At 60.1% G+C, this 17,120-nt stretch carries 15 protein-coding genes and 4 pseudogenes; 12 read left to right on the forward strand and 7 right to left on the reverse strand.

The genetic code is table 11. The features are described from left to right. Positions 1–12: 12 nt before the first annotated feature. Positions 13–963 (reverse strand): LysR family transcriptional regulator, encoded by a 951-nt coding sequence (locus FBZ99_RS29365; protein ID WP_145321087.1) that lies wholly within the window; start codon positions 961–963, stop codon positions 13–15. A gap of 79 nt (positions 964–1,042) precedes the next feature. Between FBZ99_RS29365 and FBZ99_RS29370 the strand changes: the two are divergent. The 9 genes and pseudogenes from FBZ99_RS29370 to FBZ99_RS29410 all read left to right on the forward strand — a co-directional run bounded on the left by FBZ99_RS29370 (position 1,043) and on the right by FBZ99_RS29410 (position 10,433). Beyond that, positions 1,043–1,923: pseudogene (locus FBZ99_RS29370) on the forward strand (dioxygenase family protein). Then, the gene (locus FBZ99_RS29375; RefSeq protein ID WP_113396029.1) at positions 1,920–2,981 is read left to right on the forward strand and encodes a maleylacetate reductase; all 1,062 of its coding nucleotides are present in this window, start codon (positions 1,920–1,922) and stop codon (positions 2,979–2,981) included. The pseudogene FBZ99_RS29370 and the gene FBZ99_RS29375 overlap by 4 nt, the downstream one beginning before the upstream one ends. A 35-nt stretch (positions 2,982–3,016) precedes the next feature. After that, positions 3,017–4,300, forward strand: coding sequence for an ABC transporter substrate-binding protein (locus tag FBZ99_RS29380; RefSeq protein WP_113421334.1), 1,284 nt, complete (start codon positions 3,017–3,019; stop codon positions 4,298–4,300). 79 nt (positions 4,301–4,379) lie between these two features. Further along, positions 4,380–5,099, forward strand: a complete 720-nt coding sequence (locus FBZ99_RS29385) for an ABC transporter ATP-binding protein (RefSeq protein ID WP_145636421.1) — start codon at positions 4,380–4,382, stop codon at positions 5,097–5,099. Then, positions 5,099–5,809, forward strand: coding sequence for an ABC transporter ATP-binding protein (locus tag FBZ99_RS29390; RefSeq protein WP_145636423.1), 711 nt, complete (start codon positions 5,099–5,101; stop codon positions 5,807–5,809). The genes FBZ99_RS29385 and FBZ99_RS29390 overlap by 1 nt, the downstream gene beginning before the upstream one ends. Further along, positions 5,806–6,669 carry a branched-chain amino acid ABC transporter permease gene (locus FBZ99_RS29395; protein ID WP_145636424.1) on the forward strand — a complete coding sequence of 288 codons (864 nt, stop codon included), beginning with the start codon at positions 5,806–5,808 and terminating at the stop codon, positions 6,667–6,669. Before FBZ99_RS29390 ends, FBZ99_RS29395 begins: the two co-directional genes overlap by 4 nt. 1 nt (position 6,670) lies before the next feature. Then, positions 6,671–7,789, forward strand: a complete 1,119-nt coding sequence (locus FBZ99_RS29400; RefSeq protein ID WP_113421332.1) for a branched-chain amino acid ABC transporter permease — start codon at positions 6,671–6,673, stop codon at positions 7,787–7,789. Next, entirely contained in the window at positions 7,782–9,536 is a 1,755-nt protein-coding gene (locus FBZ99_RS29405) for an FAD-dependent oxidoreductase (protein ID WP_113421331.1), read from the forward strand. The genes FBZ99_RS29400 and FBZ99_RS29405 overlap by 8 nt, the downstream gene beginning before the upstream one ends. Positions 9,537–9,545: 9 nt before the next feature. Beyond that, positions 9,546–10,433 carry an intradiol ring-cleavage dioxygenase gene (locus FBZ99_RS29410; protein ID WP_145636426.1) on the forward strand — a complete coding sequence of 296 codons (888 nt, stop codon included), beginning with the start codon at positions 9,546–9,548 and terminating at the stop codon, positions 10,431–10,433. 94 nt (positions 10,434–10,527) lie between these two features. Here FBZ99_RS29410 and FBZ99_RS29415 read toward each other — a convergent pair whose 3' ends face one another. Next, positions 10,528–11,502, reverse strand: a complete 975-nt coding sequence (locus FBZ99_RS29415; RefSeq protein WP_113248730.1) for a LysR family transcriptional regulator — start codon at positions 11,500–11,502, stop codon at positions 10,528–10,530. Between the two features lie 174 nt (positions 11,503–11,676). Between FBZ99_RS29415 and FBZ99_RS29420 the strand changes: the two genes are divergently transcribed. Next, positions 11,677–12,633, forward strand: coding sequence for a VOC family protein (locus tag FBZ99_RS29420; RefSeq protein ID WP_113396021.1), 957 nt, complete (start codon positions 11,677–11,679; stop codon positions 12,631–12,633). Between the two features lie 15 nt (positions 12,634–12,648). After that, complete coding sequence (locus FBZ99_RS29425) at positions 12,649–13,281, forward strand: alpha/beta hydrolase (protein ID WP_246661224.1); 633 nt, start codon at positions 12,649–12,651, stop codon at positions 13,279–13,281. Between the two features lie 201 nt (positions 13,282–13,482). Here FBZ99_RS29425 and FBZ99_RS33665 read toward each other — a convergent pair. Further along, a pseudogene (locus FBZ99_RS33665) lies at positions 13,483–13,741 on the reverse strand (IS6 family transposase); the annotation flags it as partial. A gap of 426 nt (positions 13,742–14,167) precedes the next feature. Between FBZ99_RS33665 and FBZ99_RS33940 the strand changes: the two are divergent. Next, a pseudogene (locus tag FBZ99_RS33940) lies at positions 14,168–14,265 on the forward strand (AAA family ATPase); the annotation flags it as partial. A gap of 397 nt (positions 14,266–14,662) precedes the next feature. Here the strand turns inward: FBZ99_RS33940 and FBZ99_RS29440 are convergent. The 4 genes and pseudogenes from FBZ99_RS29440 to FBZ99_RS29455 form a co-directional block, all read right to left on the reverse strand. Continuing rightward, a pseudogene (locus FBZ99_RS29440) lies at positions 14,663–15,154 on the reverse strand (integrase core domain-containing protein); the annotation flags it as partial. Positions 15,155–15,305: 151 nt separating this feature from the next. After that, a complete protein-coding gene (locus FBZ99_RS29445) occupies positions 15,306–15,602 on the reverse strand; it encodes a type II toxin-antitoxin system RelE/ParE family toxin (protein WP_113355816.1) in 297 nt (98 codons plus the stop codon). Positions 15,603–15,607: 5 nt separating this feature from the next. Next, complete coding sequence (locus FBZ99_RS29450) at positions 15,608–15,865, reverse strand: type II toxin-antitoxin system ParD family antitoxin (RefSeq protein WP_113355815.1); 258 nt, start codon at positions 15,863–15,865, stop codon at positions 15,608–15,610. A 777-nt stretch (positions 15,866–16,642) separates the two neighbouring features. Then, a complete protein-coding gene (locus FBZ99_RS29455; RefSeq protein WP_145636428.1) occupies positions 16,643–17,062 on the reverse strand; it encodes an SPW repeat domain-containing protein in 420 nt (139 codons plus the stop codon). Between the last annotated feature and the right edge of the window lie 58 nt (positions 17,063–17,120).

Genomic DNA, 17,120 nt, shown 5'->3' on the forward strand with positions numbered 1-17,120 from the left:
CGTCATGAGCCGTCACAGGCTCCAGATCACCGCCTGCTCATGGCGCTTGATCAGGTGCCTGAGGTTTTCGAAGCTCTTGCGAATATGGGCGCAGAAGGCCTCGACTGCCGGGACACGGATTTCCTCGGTGCGCCGCAGGAGACCGAGCGCGCGCTCGGGATGAGGAATACTGACCGGCAGTGCCGTGATCGACTTGTCATTGCGATAGGCGAAAACGACGCTGTGCGGCAGGATGGTGAGCGCATCGCTCGCCTTCAGATAGTTGATTGCGCTCACCAGCGAGCCGCCGGAATAGCGGATCTTCGCCTCGGTGGCGCCGAGCGAGAGGACGAGACTGTGCAGATCGGCAAACAGCGGGCTGCCGGTGGGCGGGGCAATCCATGGATAGTCGAGGAGTTCCGCAGGCGCGAGCTTGTGCCTCAGGAGAAGGGGGTGGGTTACACGGCAGGCGACGACATTGCGGCCAGGAAGCAGTTCCTGGAAGCGCATCCCGGAGCCCTCGTCCAGCACGTCGATCGGGCAAATGGCGAGGTCGATGCGATCGGCGTCGATCGCCGCCCGCAGATCCGGCAGGTAGCCGTAGCTCTGCTCGATGCGCACGTCCGGTGTGGCATTCTGGAACTCGGCGATCATGCCGGAGATCAGCGCATCCATGAAGAAGGGCGTGCCGCCGACGCGCACTACGCCCGTCCGTCCGTGTCGGAAGCCGTCGACAAGCGACGAGGCCTTGCGCGCAGCCACCAGCATGGCTTGACCGTGGTCGGCGAGCGCCCTGCCCAGCGGGGTCGGCTGCAACGGCCGGCGGCCCTTGACGAACAACGGTTCGCCGAGCCGCTTTTCCAGCATGCCAAGGGTACGCGACACCGCCGGCTGCGTGAGCCCCAGCAGGGCCGCTCCCTCCGTGACGCCACCGGCCTGTACAACGGCGGCAAGCTGTATCAGGTGTCGTTCATCCATCTTCATAGCAATAAGGTATATTAAACTGCAGAAAAATCATCAACTGCTACGTTTGGAGCTGGTAACGTACGGTTGAGGAGGTGCCATGGTGATCATGTCTTTTACAGAAGCGGATTCGGCTGCGCTTGTGGCAGAGCGACTGGCGCAGTGCGCCGGACCGCTGCCGGCCTTCCTCACCGCGCTGGTCGGACATATCCATCAGGCCATCAAGGAAACGCGGCCGACCCATGCGGATTGGCGACACGCCATCGAATTTCTGACCGAAGTCGGTCACGTAAGTGACCACAAACGGCAGGAATGGGTGTTGCTCTCCGATCTTTTCGGCGTGACGGCGCTGGTGGAGGAGATCAACACCCGCCGCCCGAAGGGCGCTACGCCCAACACCGTGCGCGGCCCGTTCTATCGCGCCGATGCACCCCGGCTTGTGTCGGGCGCGGATATATCGCTCGACGGCATTGGCGACCCGTTGCTGGTCAATGCCGCGTGACCGATCTCGATGGAAATCCCGTCGTCGGCGCGAAGGTCGAGACATGGCAGGCCAATGCGGAAGGGTTTTACGAGAACCAGCAGCCGGATCTCCAGCCGGAGTTCAATCTGCGTGGCGTTTTCAGCACTGATATAGATGGCGGCTTTTCCTATAGGACGGTTCGACCGGGCGGTTATGCCGTGCCCTGCGACGGACCGGTCGGACGGACGCTACATGCGATCGGCTATCCGCTGCGCCGCCCGGCGCATCTCCATTTTACGATCACGGCACCCGGCTTCGAGACGATCAGTACCCACGTCTATGATGGGCGCGATCCGCATCTGTCACAGGACGCATTGTTCGGCGTCAAACAGGAACTGGTCGGCACCTTCCTGCCGGTTGGCGGCATTGAAGGCCCGACGCCGGTCAAAGGCAATTGCTGGTCGCTCGATTTCACCTTCATAATGGTGCGGGCGCGAGAGGAGCGCAGGTCGGAATGACACTCGATTTTTCCTATCAGCCGCATTCGACACGCGTCGTCTTTGCTTCCGGAGCGAGCGCCGGCGTCGCCCAATGGATCGAGACGCTGGGCTGCCGCCGCGCGCTGGTGCTGACGACGCCGCAGCAGGCAGCCGACGGCGAGGCGCTGGCCGCGCGGATTGGCGCGCTTGCAGTCGGCACGTTTGCAGGCGCCACGATGCACACCCCGGTCGATGTCACCGAGAAGGCCTTGGCGCGCGCGGCCGCACTTCAGGCCGATTGCGTCGTGTCGCTTGGCGGCGGCTCGACCACCGGTCTTGGCAAGGCGATGGCCTACCGTACCGACATTCATCAGATCGTCATCCCGACCACCTATGCCGGTTCGGAAGTAACGCCGATCCTCGGTCAGACGGAAGGCGGCATCAAGACGACGGTTCGCAGCCCGAAGATCGTGCCGGAGGTGGTCATCTATGACCCCGACCTGACGCTTGGCCTGCCTGTTGCCATGAGCGTCACCAGCGGCCTCAACGCCATCGCGCATGCCGCCGAAGGTCTTTATGCCGATGATCGCAACCCCATTACCACCATAATTGCGATCGAGGGCATGCGCGCATTTGCCGAAGCGCTACCCGTGATCGTCAAGACGCCGCGCGATGCCGAGGCGCGGGAAAAGGCACTCTACGGCGCTTGGCTCTGCGGCACCGTGCTTGGGCAGATTTCGATGTCGCTGCATCACAAGATCTGCCACACGCTGGGCGGCAGTTTCGACACGCCGCATGCGGAGACGCATGCGATCATGCTGCCGCACACGATCGGCTTCAATGCCGCCGCAGTGCCGGAGCTGCTTGCGCCGATCGGGAGCATTTTCGGCGGCACGCCGGGCCAGGGGCTCTACGATTTCGCCAGATCCGTCGGCTCGCCGCTGGCGCTGAAGGATTTCGGCCTCACCGAGAGCGATCTCGACCGCGCCGCCGAAATCGCGACACGCAACCCTTATGCCAATCCGCGGCCGATCGACCGAGCCTCGATCCGCACGCTGCTTCAGGACGCCTGGGCGGGAGAACGCCCACCACTCTAAAACGCTTGTGTTTACTTTGGGAGGAGGAAACCAAAATGTTTACGAGACGTGACCTGCTGAAAACCGCGGCGGCGACCGGCGCGCTCGCGGCGACATCCAGCCTTGCCATGCCCGCGATCGCCAAGGGAGCGGCGATCAAGCTCGGTTATGTCAGCCCGCAAACCGGGCCGCTTGCCGCTTTCGCCGAGGCCGACAAGTTCATCCTCGATGGCTTCCTGGCCAAGACGAAGGCCGCCGGGCTCAACTACGAAATTGTAGTCAAGGACAGCCAGTCCAACCCGAACCGCGCCGCTGAAGTCGCCAAGGAGCTGATCGTCAAGGACGAGGTCAATCTCGTGCTCGTCGCATCGACGCCGGAAACCACCAATCCGGTCGCCACTACCTGCGAGGCGGAAGAGATGCCCTGCATCTCGACGGCCGCGCCCTGGCAGCCCTGGTTCATCGGTCAGCAGGCCAATCCAGGCGACCCCTCATCATGGAAGCCCTTCAACAGCACTTTTCATTTCTTCTGGGGCCTGGAGGATGTGATCGCTGTCTACACAAACATGTGGCAGCAGCTGGAAACCAACAAGAAGGTGGGCGGCCTCTTCCCGAACGATGGGGACGGCAATGCCTGGGGCGATAAAGTGGTCGGTTTCCCACCGGTTCTCGAAAAAGGCGGCTACACCCTTGCCGATCCCGGCCGCTACCAGAACCTGACGGATGATTTTTCCGCGCAGATCAATGCCTTCAAGTCGGGAAACTGCGAGGTCATCACAGGCGTCATGATCCCGCCTGATTTCACCACCTTCTGGAACCAGGCCAAGCAGCAGGGTTTCCATCCGAAGATCGCCTCCATCGGCAAGGCCATCCTGTTTCCGCAAGCCCTCGAGGCTTTGGGCAAGAGTGGTCACAACCTGTCCTGCGAGGTCTGGTGGTCGGCCCGCCATCCATTCAAATCTTCGCTGACCGGAGAGAGCGCCGCCGAACTCGCAGCAGGCTTTACGAAAGCCACCGGCCGGCCCTGGACGCAGCCGATCGGCTTCGTTCACGCGCTTTTCGAATTGGCTGCAGATGTCATGAAGCGGGCGGACCCGACGGACAGCGCGGCTGTAGTCAAAGCGATCACAGCGACCAAGCTGGACACGATCGTCGGTCCGGTCGCCTGGGACGGTGCCAATGTCCCGCCTTTTGCCGCGAAGAACGTGGCCAAGACACCGCTCGTTGGCGGCCAGTGGAGGTTGAAGGAGGGCGGTGGCTACGATCTCGTCATCACCGACAACAGGACCGCTCCCAATATTCCGATAGGCAGCAAGATGGAGCCGATCGCCTCGGCGTGATGCCTTGACCGGGTTCGGCCCGGAGGCGGTCATGCGCCGGATTCGGCGAAGGACGAAACGGACACCAATCAGGAAGACGATGGTCATACTTGCCCTCGAAAACGTTTCGAAGAGCTTCGGCGCCCTGAAGGTCGCGGATGGAGTGTCGTTTGCACTGGAGAGCGGAGAGGCGCTCGGCATCATCGGGCCAAACGGTGCGGGAAAATCCTCCCTGTTCAATCTCATCAGCGGCAATCTGCGCGTCGATGAGGGGCGGATTATCTATCGCGACGAAGACGTGACGTGCCAGCCGCCGATGGCGCGATGCCGGGCAGGGATCGGCCGCACATTCCAGATCCCGCAGCCCTTCCAGCAGCTAACCGTTTTCGAAAACCTTCTGGTCGCTGCCGCCTACGGATCGCGAAAGACGGAGCGGGAGGTGTCGGAGCGCTGCGCGGATATTCTGGTAAGCACCGGGCTGATCGCGCGCGCCAACCAAGTTGCCGGCAGTCTCGGCCTACTCCAGCGCAAACGCCTCGAACTTGCTCGGGCGCTGGCGACAGAACCCAATGTGCTGCTGCTGGACGAGATCGCCGGCGGCCTGACGGAGGGCGAGTGTGGGGAGCTGGTGGAGACGATCCGGACGATCCACGGAGCCGGTGTCGCCATCATCTGGGTCGAACACGTGCTGCATGCCCTCAACTCCGTAGTGAGCCGTCTTCTCGTCCTAAATTTCGGCAAGGTGGTCGGCCTCGGCAGGCCGGCCGAAATCATGGAATCGCAGGCGGTCCGCCAGATCTATCTCGGGATTGACGTCTGATGGCTCTTCTTGAAACACGGGGCCTCACGGCTTTCTACGGCGACTTCCAGGCGCTCTTCGGGGTCGACATCATGCTTGATGCCGGTGAGACTTTGGCGATCATCGGCGCAAACGGCGCTGGCAAATCCACGCTGATGCGCTCAATTTCGGGCATGCTCGCCAACGAGCCCGACCAGATCAGTTTCGATGGCAGGCCGATCGGCGCACTGCCGGCCCCCGAGGTCATGGCGCTCGGTGTCGCCATGGTGCCGGAAGGTCGCAGGCTCTTCCCCTCGCTGACGGTGGAGGAAAATCTGCTGATCGGCAAATATGGGCGCAGCGTCAAAGGGGCGTGGACGCTTGAGACAATATACGAGCTCTTTCCGGTCTTGAAGGAGAGGCGCGGCAATTCCGGCACCGCGCTATCGGGCGGCCAGCAGCAGATGGTCGCGATCGGCCGTGCGCTGATGTCCAATCCGAGGGTGTTGCTCTGCGACGAAATCAGCCTGGGCCTGGCACCGGTGGTGATCCGCGATATCTACGCAGCCTTTCCCAAAATCCGTGCCGAGGGCGCAGCCATCGTGATCGTCGAGCAGGATATCGGCCAGGCACTCAAGGTGGCAGACCGTCTCTATTGCATGATGGAGGGACGCGTGACGCTGACCGGAACACCGGACGCAATTAGCCGCGCCGACATCCATTCTGCCTATTTCGGAGTGCATACGGGATGAACTGGCTCGACACGATCATACAAGGCATTCTGCTTGGCGGTCTATACGCGCTGTTCGCGGCCGGCCTGAGCCTCGTTTTCGGCATCATGCGGCTGGTCAATCTCGCGCATGGCGATCTTATCGTCCTGGCCGCCTTCCTGCTTCTGGTGCTGGTCAGCGCGCTCGGGCTCAATCCCTTCGTTGCGGCGCTCGTCGCCGTTCCGGTGATGTATGCGGTCGGCTGGGCCCTGCAGTTTTTCGTGCTCAATCGCACCATCGGAGACGACATACTGCCGCCGCTGCTTGTCACCTTCGGCCTTTCGGTCGTTATCCAGAACGCGCTGTTGGAAGGCTTTTCCGCCGATAGCCGCCGCGTTTCGGTGGGCGCGCTGGAAACCGCGTCTCTCAAATTCGGGCCGGTCAGTGTCGGCACTATGCCGCTCCTGACTTTCCTGGCAGCGGTTGTTGTCATCGTCGGACTGAACCTCGTCTTCTACAAGACGAGCCTCGGCCGCGCCTTCCGCGCCACCTCCGACGATCGCGCCACGGCGGGCCTGATGGGCATCCGCTCCGACCGCATCTTCGCGACCGCGACGGGCCTTGCGATGGTTGTTGTGACGATTGCGGCCCTCTTTCTCGGCACGCGCGCCAATTTCGACCCAACGATGGGCCCGGCGCGGCTGATCTACGCCTTCGAGGCGGTCATCATCGGCGGGCTCGGCTCCTTCTGGGGTACGCTCGCCGGCGGCGTGATCATCGGCGTCGCGCAAACGATGGGAGCAGCCGTCAATCCCGAGTGGCAGATCCTTGCGGGCCATGTGGCGTTTCTTCTTGTGCTGTTGGTCCGCCCGCGCGGGCTTTTTCCAAGGGCGGTGGACTGAGATGGTGCATGACAGGCTTTCCTCCGATACCGCTTCGCCCGCGCCGCCGCCCAGCTGGACCGTATCGACGCGCAACCGCGCCTCGTCGTTTGCGGCGCTTCTCGTCGTAGCAATGGTCGCAGCGGGCGTTGCCGCTCCCTTTCTGGTTCCCCGCGCGGTGCTTCAGGACCTTTTCTTTATCCTGACGATGTTGACGCTCGCGCAATGCTGGAACCTGCTTGCCGGCTATGCCGGGCTCGTTTCGGTCGGCCAGCAAGCCTTCGTCGGCTTCGGGGCCTACGTCATGTCCGCTGCCGTCATCCTCAGCGAGCTCAATCCTGTTGTCGCGATCGTGCTCGGCGGGCTTGCCGCCATGATGCTTTCCGTGCCGACGGCCTTTTTCGTCTTCCGGTTACACGGTGCCTATTTCGCGATCGGTACCTGGGTTATCGCCGAGGTAACGCGGCTGTCCCTGGCGCAATGGAAGGCGCTCGGCGGCGGCACGGGAACATCGCTGCCTTCCGGTATCACGCGCGATTTGCCGGGTGCCCGCCTTGCTGCCGAATGGCTCGGCGTGCGGCCGGCCCAGGCCGCGGATATGGTGTGCTATTGGCTGGCGCTTTTGCTGGCGTTTGCCGCCATCGGCTTTGCCTATCGGCTGTTGCGTTCCAAGCAGGGATTGGGGCTTGCCGCCGTGCGTGACAACCGCGAGGCGGCAAGATCGGTCGGCATCGATCCAAACCGCATTAAATTTGCCGTCTATCTCGCCGCCGCCTTCGTCACGGGCCTGACCGGCGCGCTCATCTACCTGCAAAAGGCACGCATCTCGCCGGACGCCGCCTTCTCGGTCACCGACTGGACCGCCTATGTGATCTTCATCGTCGTCATTGGCGGCATCGGTACGATCGAGGGACCGATCGTCGGCGTCATCGTCTTCTTCATTCTGCAGAAGCTCTTTGCCGATTACGGCTCTTGGTATCTGCTCGTTCTCGGCCTTCTCGGCATTGTCGTCATGCTGTTTGCCCCGCGGGGACTGTGGGGCCTATTTGCCGAGCGCACCGGACTTCAACTTTTTCCCGTTCGCCGCATCCTTGCCGGTGGACCATTGACCAGGACTATCAAGGGAGGGCCGCATGGCTGACATCAATACCGACGTTTTGATCATAGGGACGGGCCCTGCCGGCTCGGGCTCAGCGGCACTGCTTGCCAGCTACGGCGTCGAGACTATGGTCATCAACCGCTACCGCTGGCTGGCCAACACGCCGCGCGCGCATATCACCAACCAGCGCACGATGGAGGTTTTGCGCGATCTTGGAAGGGATGTCGAGGACGAGGCCTATCTCTTTGCCACCGGGCAGGATTTGATGGGTCAGAACGTCTTTTGCACCTCGCTTGCCGGCGAAGAGATCGGGCGTATGCGCAGTTGGGGAACGCATCCGGTCAGCCGGGCCGAGCATCAGCTGTCGTCCCCCTCGCACATGAACGATCTGCCCCAGACCTTCATGGAGCCGTTGCTTTTCAAGACGGCATGTTCGCGCGGCGCGCAGGCGCGGATGTCGACCGAATATATTCGCCACGAGCAGGACGCCGACGGCGTCACGACGACCTGCCGCGACAGGCTCACAGGCGCGGAGCTCACGGTCCGGTCCAAATACCTGATTGGCGCCGACGGCGGCAACTCCAAGGTGGCTGAAGATGCAGGGCTCAGCTTCGAGGGCCGTATGGGCGTCGGCGGATCGATGAATATTCTCTTTAAAGCCGATCTTTCGAAATACGTCGCCCATCGTCCCTCGGTGCTCTACTGGGTCGTCCAGCCGGGCGCTGACGTCGGCGGCATCGGCATGGGGCTGGTGCGCATGGTTCGGCCATGGAATGAATGGCTGATCGTCTGGGGATACGACATCAACCAGCCGGCGCCGGATGTAGACACGGCCTTCGCCACCAAGGTGGTGCGCGACCTCGTCGGGGACCACGAGCTGGCGGTGGAAATCCAGTCGGTTTCGACCTGGACCGTCAATAATCTCTATGCAACGACGATGCAGAACGGCCGGGTCTTCTGCATGGGTGATGCTACCCATCGGCATCCGCCGTCGAACGGACTGGGTTCCAATACGTCGATCCAGGATGCTTTCAATCTCGCGTGGAAACTCAGTTATGTGTTGAAAGGCAAGGCTGGTCCCGCTTTGCTCGACAGCTACCAGCGCGAGCGCGCCCCGATCGCCAAGCAGATCGTGACCAGAGCCAACAAGTCGATCGAGGAGTTCGGGCCGATCTTTAAGGCGCTTGGCCTACTCGATTCCATCGACCCCGTGAAAATGCAGCAGAACATGGATGCGCGCTGCGACGATACGCCGGCAGCCGAAACGCAGCGCGCTGCCATCCGTCAGGCGATCGCAGCCAAGGTCTATGAATTCGATGCTCACGGCGTCGAAATGAACCAGCGTTATCGCTCGGATGCCGTTCTCGCCGACGGTGAGCCCGAGCCGGCCTTCGAGAAAGATGCGGAGTTGCACTACCAGCCGACCACCTGGCCGGGTGCGCGGCTGCCGCATGCCTGGATCTTTGCCGATGACGGTGCCAAGGCCTCGACGCTCGATCTTTGCGGCAAGGGCCGTTTTACGGTGCTTACCGGCATTGGCGGCCGCGGTTGGATCGAGGCTGCAAAGCTGCTCGGCCGTGAGCTTGGCCTTGACATCGAGGCACATATCATCGGGCCGCGCCAGCGTTGGCAGGATCTGACCGGCGACTGGGCCAATCTGCGCGAGGTCCGTGACAGCGGCGTCGTGCTTGTTCGACCCGACCAACATGTCTGCTGGCGCCGCGAAACCATCGCCCGGGATCCCATGGCGGAGCTTCGTCGTGCACTGTCCTTTGTTCTAGCTTTGTGAGATTTCGCTATGGAAACGCATGAAAAGGGATTTTTCACGGAGGAGAACTCCGTCGAGGTCGTCACCGGGCGCAATGCCAATGCGCGTGATCCGCGGCTGAAGCAGGTGATCGAGGTCATCACGCGCAAGCTGCACGAGGCGGTCAAGGAAATCGAGCCGACGCAGGATGAATGGTTCAAGGCGATCATGTACCTGACCCAGACCGGTCATCTCTGCAACGAGTGGCGGCAGGAATTTATCCTGCTTTCGGACGTGCTCGGCGTGTCGATGCTTGTCGACGCGATCAACAACCGCAAACCGTCGGGTGCCTCGGAATCGACCGTGCTTGGACCATTCCATGTCGCGGACGCGCCCGAATTGCCGATGGGGGCCAATATCTGCCTCGATCAGAAAGGCGAGGATATGGTCATTCATGGCCGCATTCTCGATATCGACGGCCGACCCGTTGCCAATGCCGTGCTCGACGTCTGGCAGGCCAACGATGAAGGTTTCTACGACGTGCAGCAGAAAGGCATTCAGCCCGATTTCAATCTGCGCGGCGTGTTCCGCATCGGCGCGGACGGCCGCTACTGGTTCCGGGCGGTCAAGCCGAAGTTCTATCCGATCCCCGATGACGGCACGGTCGGCAAGCTCCTGGCGGGACTCGGCCGCCATCCCTATCGCCCGGCCCACCTGCATTTCATCCTCAAGGCCGAGGGGTTCGAGACGCTGACGACACATATATTCGACCCCCACGATCCCTATATCAACTCCGACGCCGTCTTCGGCGTCAAGGAAAGCCTGCTGGCCGAATTCAAACGCGTCGACGATGCGGCGCGGGCTCACGAGCTGGAGTTTCCGGGCTGGTTCTGGGAGGTCGAATACGATTTCGTGCTGGCACCCTCGAAACCGGGCTAGGCTTTGCCGGCGACGCGAAAAGGCCGGAGCGCGACAACCTGTGCTTCGGCCTCACGCAGCCGATTGCGGCGACGGCCGCTCGGGCCGGACCCTTTCATTCACGCTCGGCCATGAAAGGGCCGTGGGCCCAGCGGATTTCCTGCTCGTGCTTTTCGACCGACCGGCGCAGCTCGGAGAATTCGCGTCGCAGATGTCCAATAAGCTTGCGGGCGGCCGGATTTGAATAGGGCTTCGTTCTCGTCATAATCCCGAGCGCGCGCTGCGGCTGCGGGATGTCAAGCGGAATGACGCTAATCCTGTTTTCACGCCGGAACGAGTGAGCGACGGAAAGCGGCAGGATTGCCAGGGCGTCCGTTCCGACCAGATAGTTCAAGACGCTCATCAGGGAGCCTCCGGCGTAACGGATCGAAACTTCCTCAATTCCCAGCGTGAGCAGAATATTGTGCAGGTCCAGTACCAGCGGCGAGCCGGGCAGAGGAGCGACCCATGGATAATTGAGGATGTCCTCCGTCGCCAGATTGCGTTTGCGCATCAGCGGATGGCCCGCACCGCAGGCCAGCACGTTTCGCGCAGGCAGCAGTGGTTCGAACTGCTGGTCAGCGCGAAGGTCGGTGGAGCCCGTCGGTGTAACCGCGACATCGATCTGGCCGGATTCGAGCTCGCTTACAAGGTCGGAATAGTTGCCGTAAGACTGATGCACCATGATCCCCGGTTCATCGTGCTGGAACGAGGCGATCATGGGCGAGACAACCGCATCCATGAAGAAAGGAACGCCGCCGATCCGCACGCGGCCGAACGAACCCGACTTGAAGCTGCGGATGATTTCCATCGCCTTGCGCGAGGACGCGAGAATAGCCTTGCCTTGCAGGCCAAGCTGTTCGCCAAGGGGCGTCGGCTGCATCGGCCGGCGCCCGGAAACGAACAGCGGCTCACCTACACGCTTTTCGAGGATGGAGATGGTCCGCGACACGGCCGACTGTGTCATGCCAAGCATGGCAGCGGCTTCCGTCACGCCTCCGGTTTCGATGACGGCGGCAAGCTGAACAAGGTGATGTTCCACAATCTTCATAGCAAAATGCTATAGTATTTATGAACAATCTCATCAACAGTCGTTTTAGATCGGCTATATTTTGCAAGTGTTGAGTGATTGGCAAGCGGCTGAGATCCTGATTGCCAATCGACGGGGAGAAAGCGGAGGAGGGCCGCGCCCCGGGACGATCGATTGTTTCACGGGAGGAGAACGATGGCACTTGTCAGCGGCTATCATCATTTGACCCTTTGCACCGATGGCGTGCAAGAGGATTACGATTTTTATACCAAAGCGCTCGGCCTTTATTCGGTCAAACGCACCGTGCTGTTCGACGGCACCATCCCCGTCTATCACCTCTATTACGGATCCCGCAGCGGCGAGGCTTCGACGATCATCACGACCTTTCCGTTCCGTAAGCCCGCCGTTTTTGGCCGACGTGGAACGAACCAGTCGAAGATCATCCAGCAGGCGATCCCTGCCGGCGCGTCCGGCTATTGGGTCGAGCGGCTCAATGCCCGTGGTATCGAGGCTAAGAAAATATCGCGCTTCGGTATCGCGCGCGTGGCCTTCAAACACCCTTGCGGCATTCCGCATGAACTTGTCGAAAGCCCTGCAGACAACCGGCCGCCCATCGTCAACGAGGCGCAAGGCGTTACGGCGGAGCATGGTATCAAGGGCATTTACGGCGCGGCGATTGCCGTGTTCGATCGCACCGCCATGGATGACTTCCTGACAGTTGGCCTGTCGATGAAAAAGGAGGCTGACAGCAATGAGGGACTGATGTTCTCCGTCCCGAACGCAAACGGTCCCAACAGCATGGTCGAAATCCTGCATGAAGCAAATAGCCCGCAGGGCACCTGGACGCTTGCTGGCGGTACCATTCATCATCTGGCGCTGAACACTGGCGACGAACAGAACCAGCTGCAGCTGAAGGCGCATCTGGAGGGTTTGGGGTTCACGGACGTTTCCGACCAGAAGGATCGTAACTATTTCAAGTCCTGCTACGTCCGCTCACCGGGCGGCGCGCTGTTTGAGATTGCCTGGTCGGTCGAGGGCGGTTGGGCGCTTGACGAGCCGGCCGACCGTATCGGCACCACGCTGGTCTTCCCGCCGTGGTTCGAGAACCGTCGCGAAGAGCTGATCGCCGGCCTGGAACCGGCGAACTTCTGAGCCGGGGCAATGGCGATGCATCATGAATCTCTCCTGCTCGGCGCTACGCCCGAGGAGGCCCAAGTCCACTGCATCTTCATCCATGGGCGTACCCAGTCGCCCGAAGACATGCACCAGCAGGTGATCGCCAGGCTCAAAGCATCGGGCGTGGCCTTTATTCTACCGCGCGCCACCGGCAAGAGCTGGTACGGAGCGCGGGCGACGGAGCGGCTGACATCGACAACGCGGAAGGAACTGGAAGACTCCCTGGCTTATCTACGTGGCATCACAGGCGACCTGACTTATCGCCGTCATGGGACGCCGCTGGTGATCGGAGGCTTCAGTCAGGGTGCGTGCCTGGCTTTGGAATATGCGATGAAATATGGACCATGGCGGGGTGCCATGGTCAATCTTACTGGTTGCCGTGTTGGCACCTCGGAGTGCGACAGACCCTTTGCGGACCTTGATCGCATGCCGGTTTATCTAACCGGGTCCGACAAGGATCCTTGGATACCAGTCGGGGCCTTTGCCGAAGCTGCCGAAAGTCTTGCCCGAGCACGGGCGAGCTTACGTTGCGAGGTCTTGCCCGATCGTGCCCATGAGGTGTCGGCCCAGGAAATTGGCGAGTTCGACAATTTGCTCTCGCAGATGCCGGCGGTGATCGCGTAGCACTGTAATATGCACTGCTCCTTTGAAAAATTATGGTGATGTTCGCGAGGAATCTGCAAGCGGAGGATATTTAGACTCCGCCAAAAAACGGACAAACCTTCAATTGAGCACCGTGCTGGAGCTACCCTTCCCGGTCTTGCCGCGTGGTAGCACACCAGGGTTTGGCCGCGTCGGCATTCCGGCAACGTTAGAGCAGGACATCAGAACGAAACCATCCTGATCAACCGCTCTCCTCAACCAGCATTTCTGACCATTGACGGGTACCGCGACTTCATCGAAATACCAGACATCTTCTTCGTCGGCACCATCGGCGGATAGTCTCATAAGAAACGACGATCCCGTGATCGAGCAGCGTTTCCGCGACGGCGTTCAGGCTCAGATTAAAACGGAAGCAGAGCCAGACAGAATAGGCAACGATTTCGGTCGGTTGGCGGGCGGTGGTCCCTGTGGGCCGGCTTATTCAGGCATCGCTTCATGGATAGGGATCTGCGGTTCGATACTCTTCAAGAGCAAAAGTAGGAGGGACTGAAGGCAGAGGCATTTCAGGGCTGTCGGCTAACTTAGCAGTAAGAAGAAGCAAGCTGCGCCATCTGAGATCACTTCCAACGATTGGCCGGATCGTTGTCGCTTGCGGGAGACGACTAAGGGGATTTCTACCGGTGCCAGGCTAAATGCCCTGCGTATCGCTTGACGATCCTTGTAGGCAGGGTAGCGATCAAGGGGACTCCCTGAACGGCGGTCAGCACAGTGGAAATTTCGACGCGTCAGGGGAAGACTTTCGACGTACGTCATTCCCAGATCACGGTTTAGTAATTTCCAATCCTGATGACGTTGACTTCCAATTATCATGGTGCAAATTTCCAACTGTCAGAGATTCGGAGAAAGCATGTACGAACGTCTCGTCGCGCACCGGGTGGAGGAAGCCTTTCAGATACCCCGGTGGTCCTGATCGTAGGACCGCGCCGGGCAGGCAAAACCACACTAGCAGCAGAGACATGGTGGTTTGGTAGTCGAGATTCTTTAGGGTCTCTACCTGCGACTGAAGCTGTGCTTTGTAGGTATCGGAGCAGGTAGTGGGGGATGCTTTGCAAGCTTCCAAAGCCTTCTCGGCGTCCGTAAGCTCCTTGGCCTGCTCGTGCGTGAGATAGTTATACTGATAATTCGCAGCCCCGTCGGACCCTCCTTCTCCCCCACCAACTGCCGCACCGACCGCCGAGCTAAGACTCGTTCCGATTAACGTGGCGAGAGTCTGTTTGTCCTGATCGGACAAGGTGCTGTCCTTCAACATACCCTTTACGAGAGCGGCGATGGCCGGTGCCATCAAGGCTGTTGCTTCGCCGCCCAGAGCACCCTTTATCGCCCCTGACCTGCCACTGAACTTTCACCCAGTGGCGACTAGAGCCCCGGCGGTTTTGAATACGCCAAGTGGCGCGGTGTGAGCAACCGGCGGAAACGCGAAGCTTTCATCTTGCGCAGCGTTGGAGCCGGTTGCGGCGATGGTCCCGGCAAAGTCTGCCGGGGTTTTGTATCCGAGCGATGAGTGCGGCCGGAAATGGTTGTAATCGTCCGCCCATTCAGCAATGGCGTTGTGGGCATGATTGAGGCCGAAGAAGAGGCTCTCGTTGAGCAACTCGTCACGCATCCGACCGTTGAAACTCTCGACATAGCCGTTCTGCATTGGCTTCCCCGGCGCGATGTAGTGCCACTCCACCTTGTGATCCCTCGACCAGGCGAGAATGGCATTCGACGTGAGTTCGGTGCCGTTGTCGGAGACAATCATTCCGGGCTTGCCGCGTCGTTCGATCAGCGTCGTCAGTTCTCGGGCGACACGTCGACCAGAGATAGACGTGTCCGGGATCGCTGCCAGGCATTCGGCTTCATTGATGAACACGCGAAGAAGCGCAAAGCATTGCGTGAGGTCGAGGGGGGGGCGCTCGCCACCTTAGCGCGGGAGGATGCCGGGACGTATAAAATCGCCGCATAGTCCAGCGGTTTGGAGAGAGATTGTCCAAGGCCGACCGGACTTAATCACCCAACAGGATGGCGCCATAGTCGGTAGCGCCATGCAACACATGGATGATGACCACCTTCGCGTTTTCGACGCGGTAAAAGATCAGATAATTGCCATGAACGCGGCGGCGGATACCATGGTGTTCGTAGCGGGGCACAAGCGCGAAGCCGTTCGGATTATCGGCGAGATCTTCACACTTGCTCCGCAGCTCTCGAACGAATGAAAGGGCGCGCCAGGGATTGTCCCGTGCGATATAGTCGGCGATCTGCTCAAGATCGCTTTCCGCCTCGTTGGAAAACTCAAGGATCATACCGATTATTCGGCCTGGTCAGCCATCGCGCGGTATTTTGCCTCAAGTCGCTCGAACACATCGTTCGCTGGCCTCGTTCGCTCCGCGTCGGCATCGGCAATGCCGCGCATGACGGAAGCATCCAACGCGGCAAGTCGGGTCTCGCGGTCTTGGACCAGTCGCACACCTTCCCGCAGGACTTCGCTTTTCGAGCCATAGCGACCTGTGTCAACGAGCTGCTGGATATAGCTTTCGAGCTGCTTTCCCAGATCGGCACTAATCATGCTGTACTCCATCGAATGTGATGAAAGAAGATAGGCCGTTTATCAACTATTATCAATCCTCTTCCCTCTCACCCTCCTTCCGAATGTGTGAGGTGAGATTGGAAAGTGGCAAGGAAGAGAAAAAGATGACGCTGCACGGCAACATTGTCCTCCTTCCGGAGCATCTTCATTCGAGATCGATACGCGCGCCATTGTGTTCTCCCATTTCCATGATAAAGGACATTATGAGGGATTTCGAGGACTTGGCGAGCGGCCAAAGTGATTGCGCGTTCGAATCTCATCACATCAACGGCTCCGATTTTGCTGACCGTGGGTCGTGATCTGTAAAAGTGGTGTTGCAGCAAGGGGTGGAACGATTGCTTTCGCCCTCATCGGCCGTTGAGACGCCGCTTCGTACTTTCCCGACCGCGGAAGCATCGTTATCCGCCTTTCGCGTTGTCGCACGACGTGGCGGTGTCTTTATAACGTCAGGCGCAATCCCACAGAACGCAATATTGTTGTTCGCGTTTGTAATAGTCTTCGTCAGCTCTTCCACCGTCATGACGCCCGCCCTCCCTGAGATCTAGTGCGTCATGGAGCTCCCCGGTAGAACCTCGAATTGCCAGAATTTGTCCGGGGTAAAGTAAACTTTCATTGGCGCGCACGGTTTGCATCGTCACATTCTCATAGTCATTTCGATTGCTGCGTAGAAAGTCGATGTAGCGGGCAACTTGCCCTTCGCTAGGGCCAATCGCTCCGCGGTCATCCTGTCACGCGCTGCAGGATCGCGAATGCTCACTACTTGCGTCCTATCCTTGGAGTTCTTGACGCGAAGGCCAGTCCACTCACGATGATCAGCAGCATCGCCGCACAAACGAAACTTGAGGTGAAGAAGATCAGCCCACTGAAGCCAAGAAACCACGGTGCCGCGAGCAGGGCTAGGCCTAGCCAAAATTTCAACCAGTCGATCCAGGCTTCAGGATTGAAAATCCCGAGGATGGAGACGTTCACAATCGTCAGACCGACGGTTGTTCCGGTTGCATATACCATCGTCGATGCGGTAGCCACCGAAAGAAGATCAGGCGCCAACCACGGCGTCAGGAAGATAAACGTTCCAAGAAGAAGGCCGAACCAGTTTTGCCAGCGTGGTTCCTGTATGGAAAATCTTCCATGGTGACGGATTATTCTTGTATTTTTCAACCATAACATCAGTGACATGCATCAATGCCTCCGCGGTTTTTTGCCGCTTCGATTCGATGTCGGAGGCCGATGAAAC

It is taken from the genome of Rhizobium sp. ERR 1071, assembly GCF_007828675.1.
Classification (GTDB): domain Bacteria; phylum Pseudomonadota; class Alphaproteobacteria; order Rhizobiales; family Rhizobiaceae; genus Rhizobium; species Rhizobium dioscoreae.

Bases quoted from the DNA above. Each gene is read 5' to 3' on its own strand.
- FBZ99_RS29445 (WP_113355816.1), bottom strand. From the start codon at position 15,602: ATGATCCTTGAGTTTTCCAACGAGGCGGAAAGCGATCTTGAGCAGATC.
- FBZ99_RS29410 (WP_145636426.1), top strand. From the start codon at position 9,546: ATGGAAACGCATGAAAAGGGATTTTTCACGGAGGAGAACTCCGTCGAG.
- FBZ99_RS29450 (WP_113355815.1), bottom strand. From the start codon at position 15,865: ATGATTAGTGCCGATCTGGGAAAGCAGCTCGAAAGCTATATCCAGCAG.
- FBZ99_RS29455 (WP_145636428.1), bottom strand. From the start codon at position 17,062: ATGTCACTGATGTTATGGTTGAAAAATACAAGAATAATCCGTCACCAT.
- FBZ99_RS29375 (WP_113396029.1), top strand. From the start codon at position 1,920: ATGACACTCGATTTTTCCTATCAGCCGCATTCGACACGCGTCGTCTTT.
- FBZ99_RS29395 (WP_145636424.1), top strand. From the start codon at position 5,806: ATGAACTGGCTCGACACGATCATACAAGGCATTCTGCTTGGCGGTCTA.
- FBZ99_RS29385 (WP_145636421.1), top strand. From the start codon at position 4,380: ATGGTCATACTTGCCCTCGAAAACGTTTCGAAGAGCTTCGGCGCCCTG.
- FBZ99_RS29380 (WP_113421334.1), top strand. From the start codon at position 3,017: ATGTTTACGAGACGTGACCTGCTGAAAACCGCGGCGGCGACCGGCGCG.
- FBZ99_RS29415 (WP_113248730.1), bottom strand. From the start codon at position 11,502: ATGAAGATTGTGGAACATCACCTTGTTCAGCTTGCCGCCGTCATCGAA.
- FBZ99_RS29420 (WP_113396021.1), top strand. From the start codon at position 11,677: ATGGCACTTGTCAGCGGCTATCATCATTTGACCCTTTGCACCGATGGC.
- FBZ99_RS29365 (WP_145321087.1), bottom strand. From the start codon at position 963: ATGAAGATGGATGAACGACACCTGATACAGCTTGCCGCCGTTGTACAG.
- FBZ99_RS29425 (WP_246661224.1), top strand. From the start codon at position 12,649: ATGCATCATGAATCTCTCCTGCTCGGCGCTACGCCCGAGGAGGCCCAA.
- FBZ99_RS29400 (WP_113421332.1), top strand. From the start codon at position 6,671: ATGGTGCATGACAGGCTTTCCTCCGATACCGCTTCGCCCGCGCCGCCG.
- FBZ99_RS29390 (WP_145636423.1), top strand. From the start codon at position 5,099: ATGGCTCTTCTTGAAACACGGGGCCTCACGGCTTTCTACGGCGACTTC.
- FBZ99_RS29405 (WP_113421331.1), top strand. From the start codon at position 7,782: ATGGCTGACATCAATACCGACGTTTTGATCATAGGGACGGGCCCTGCC.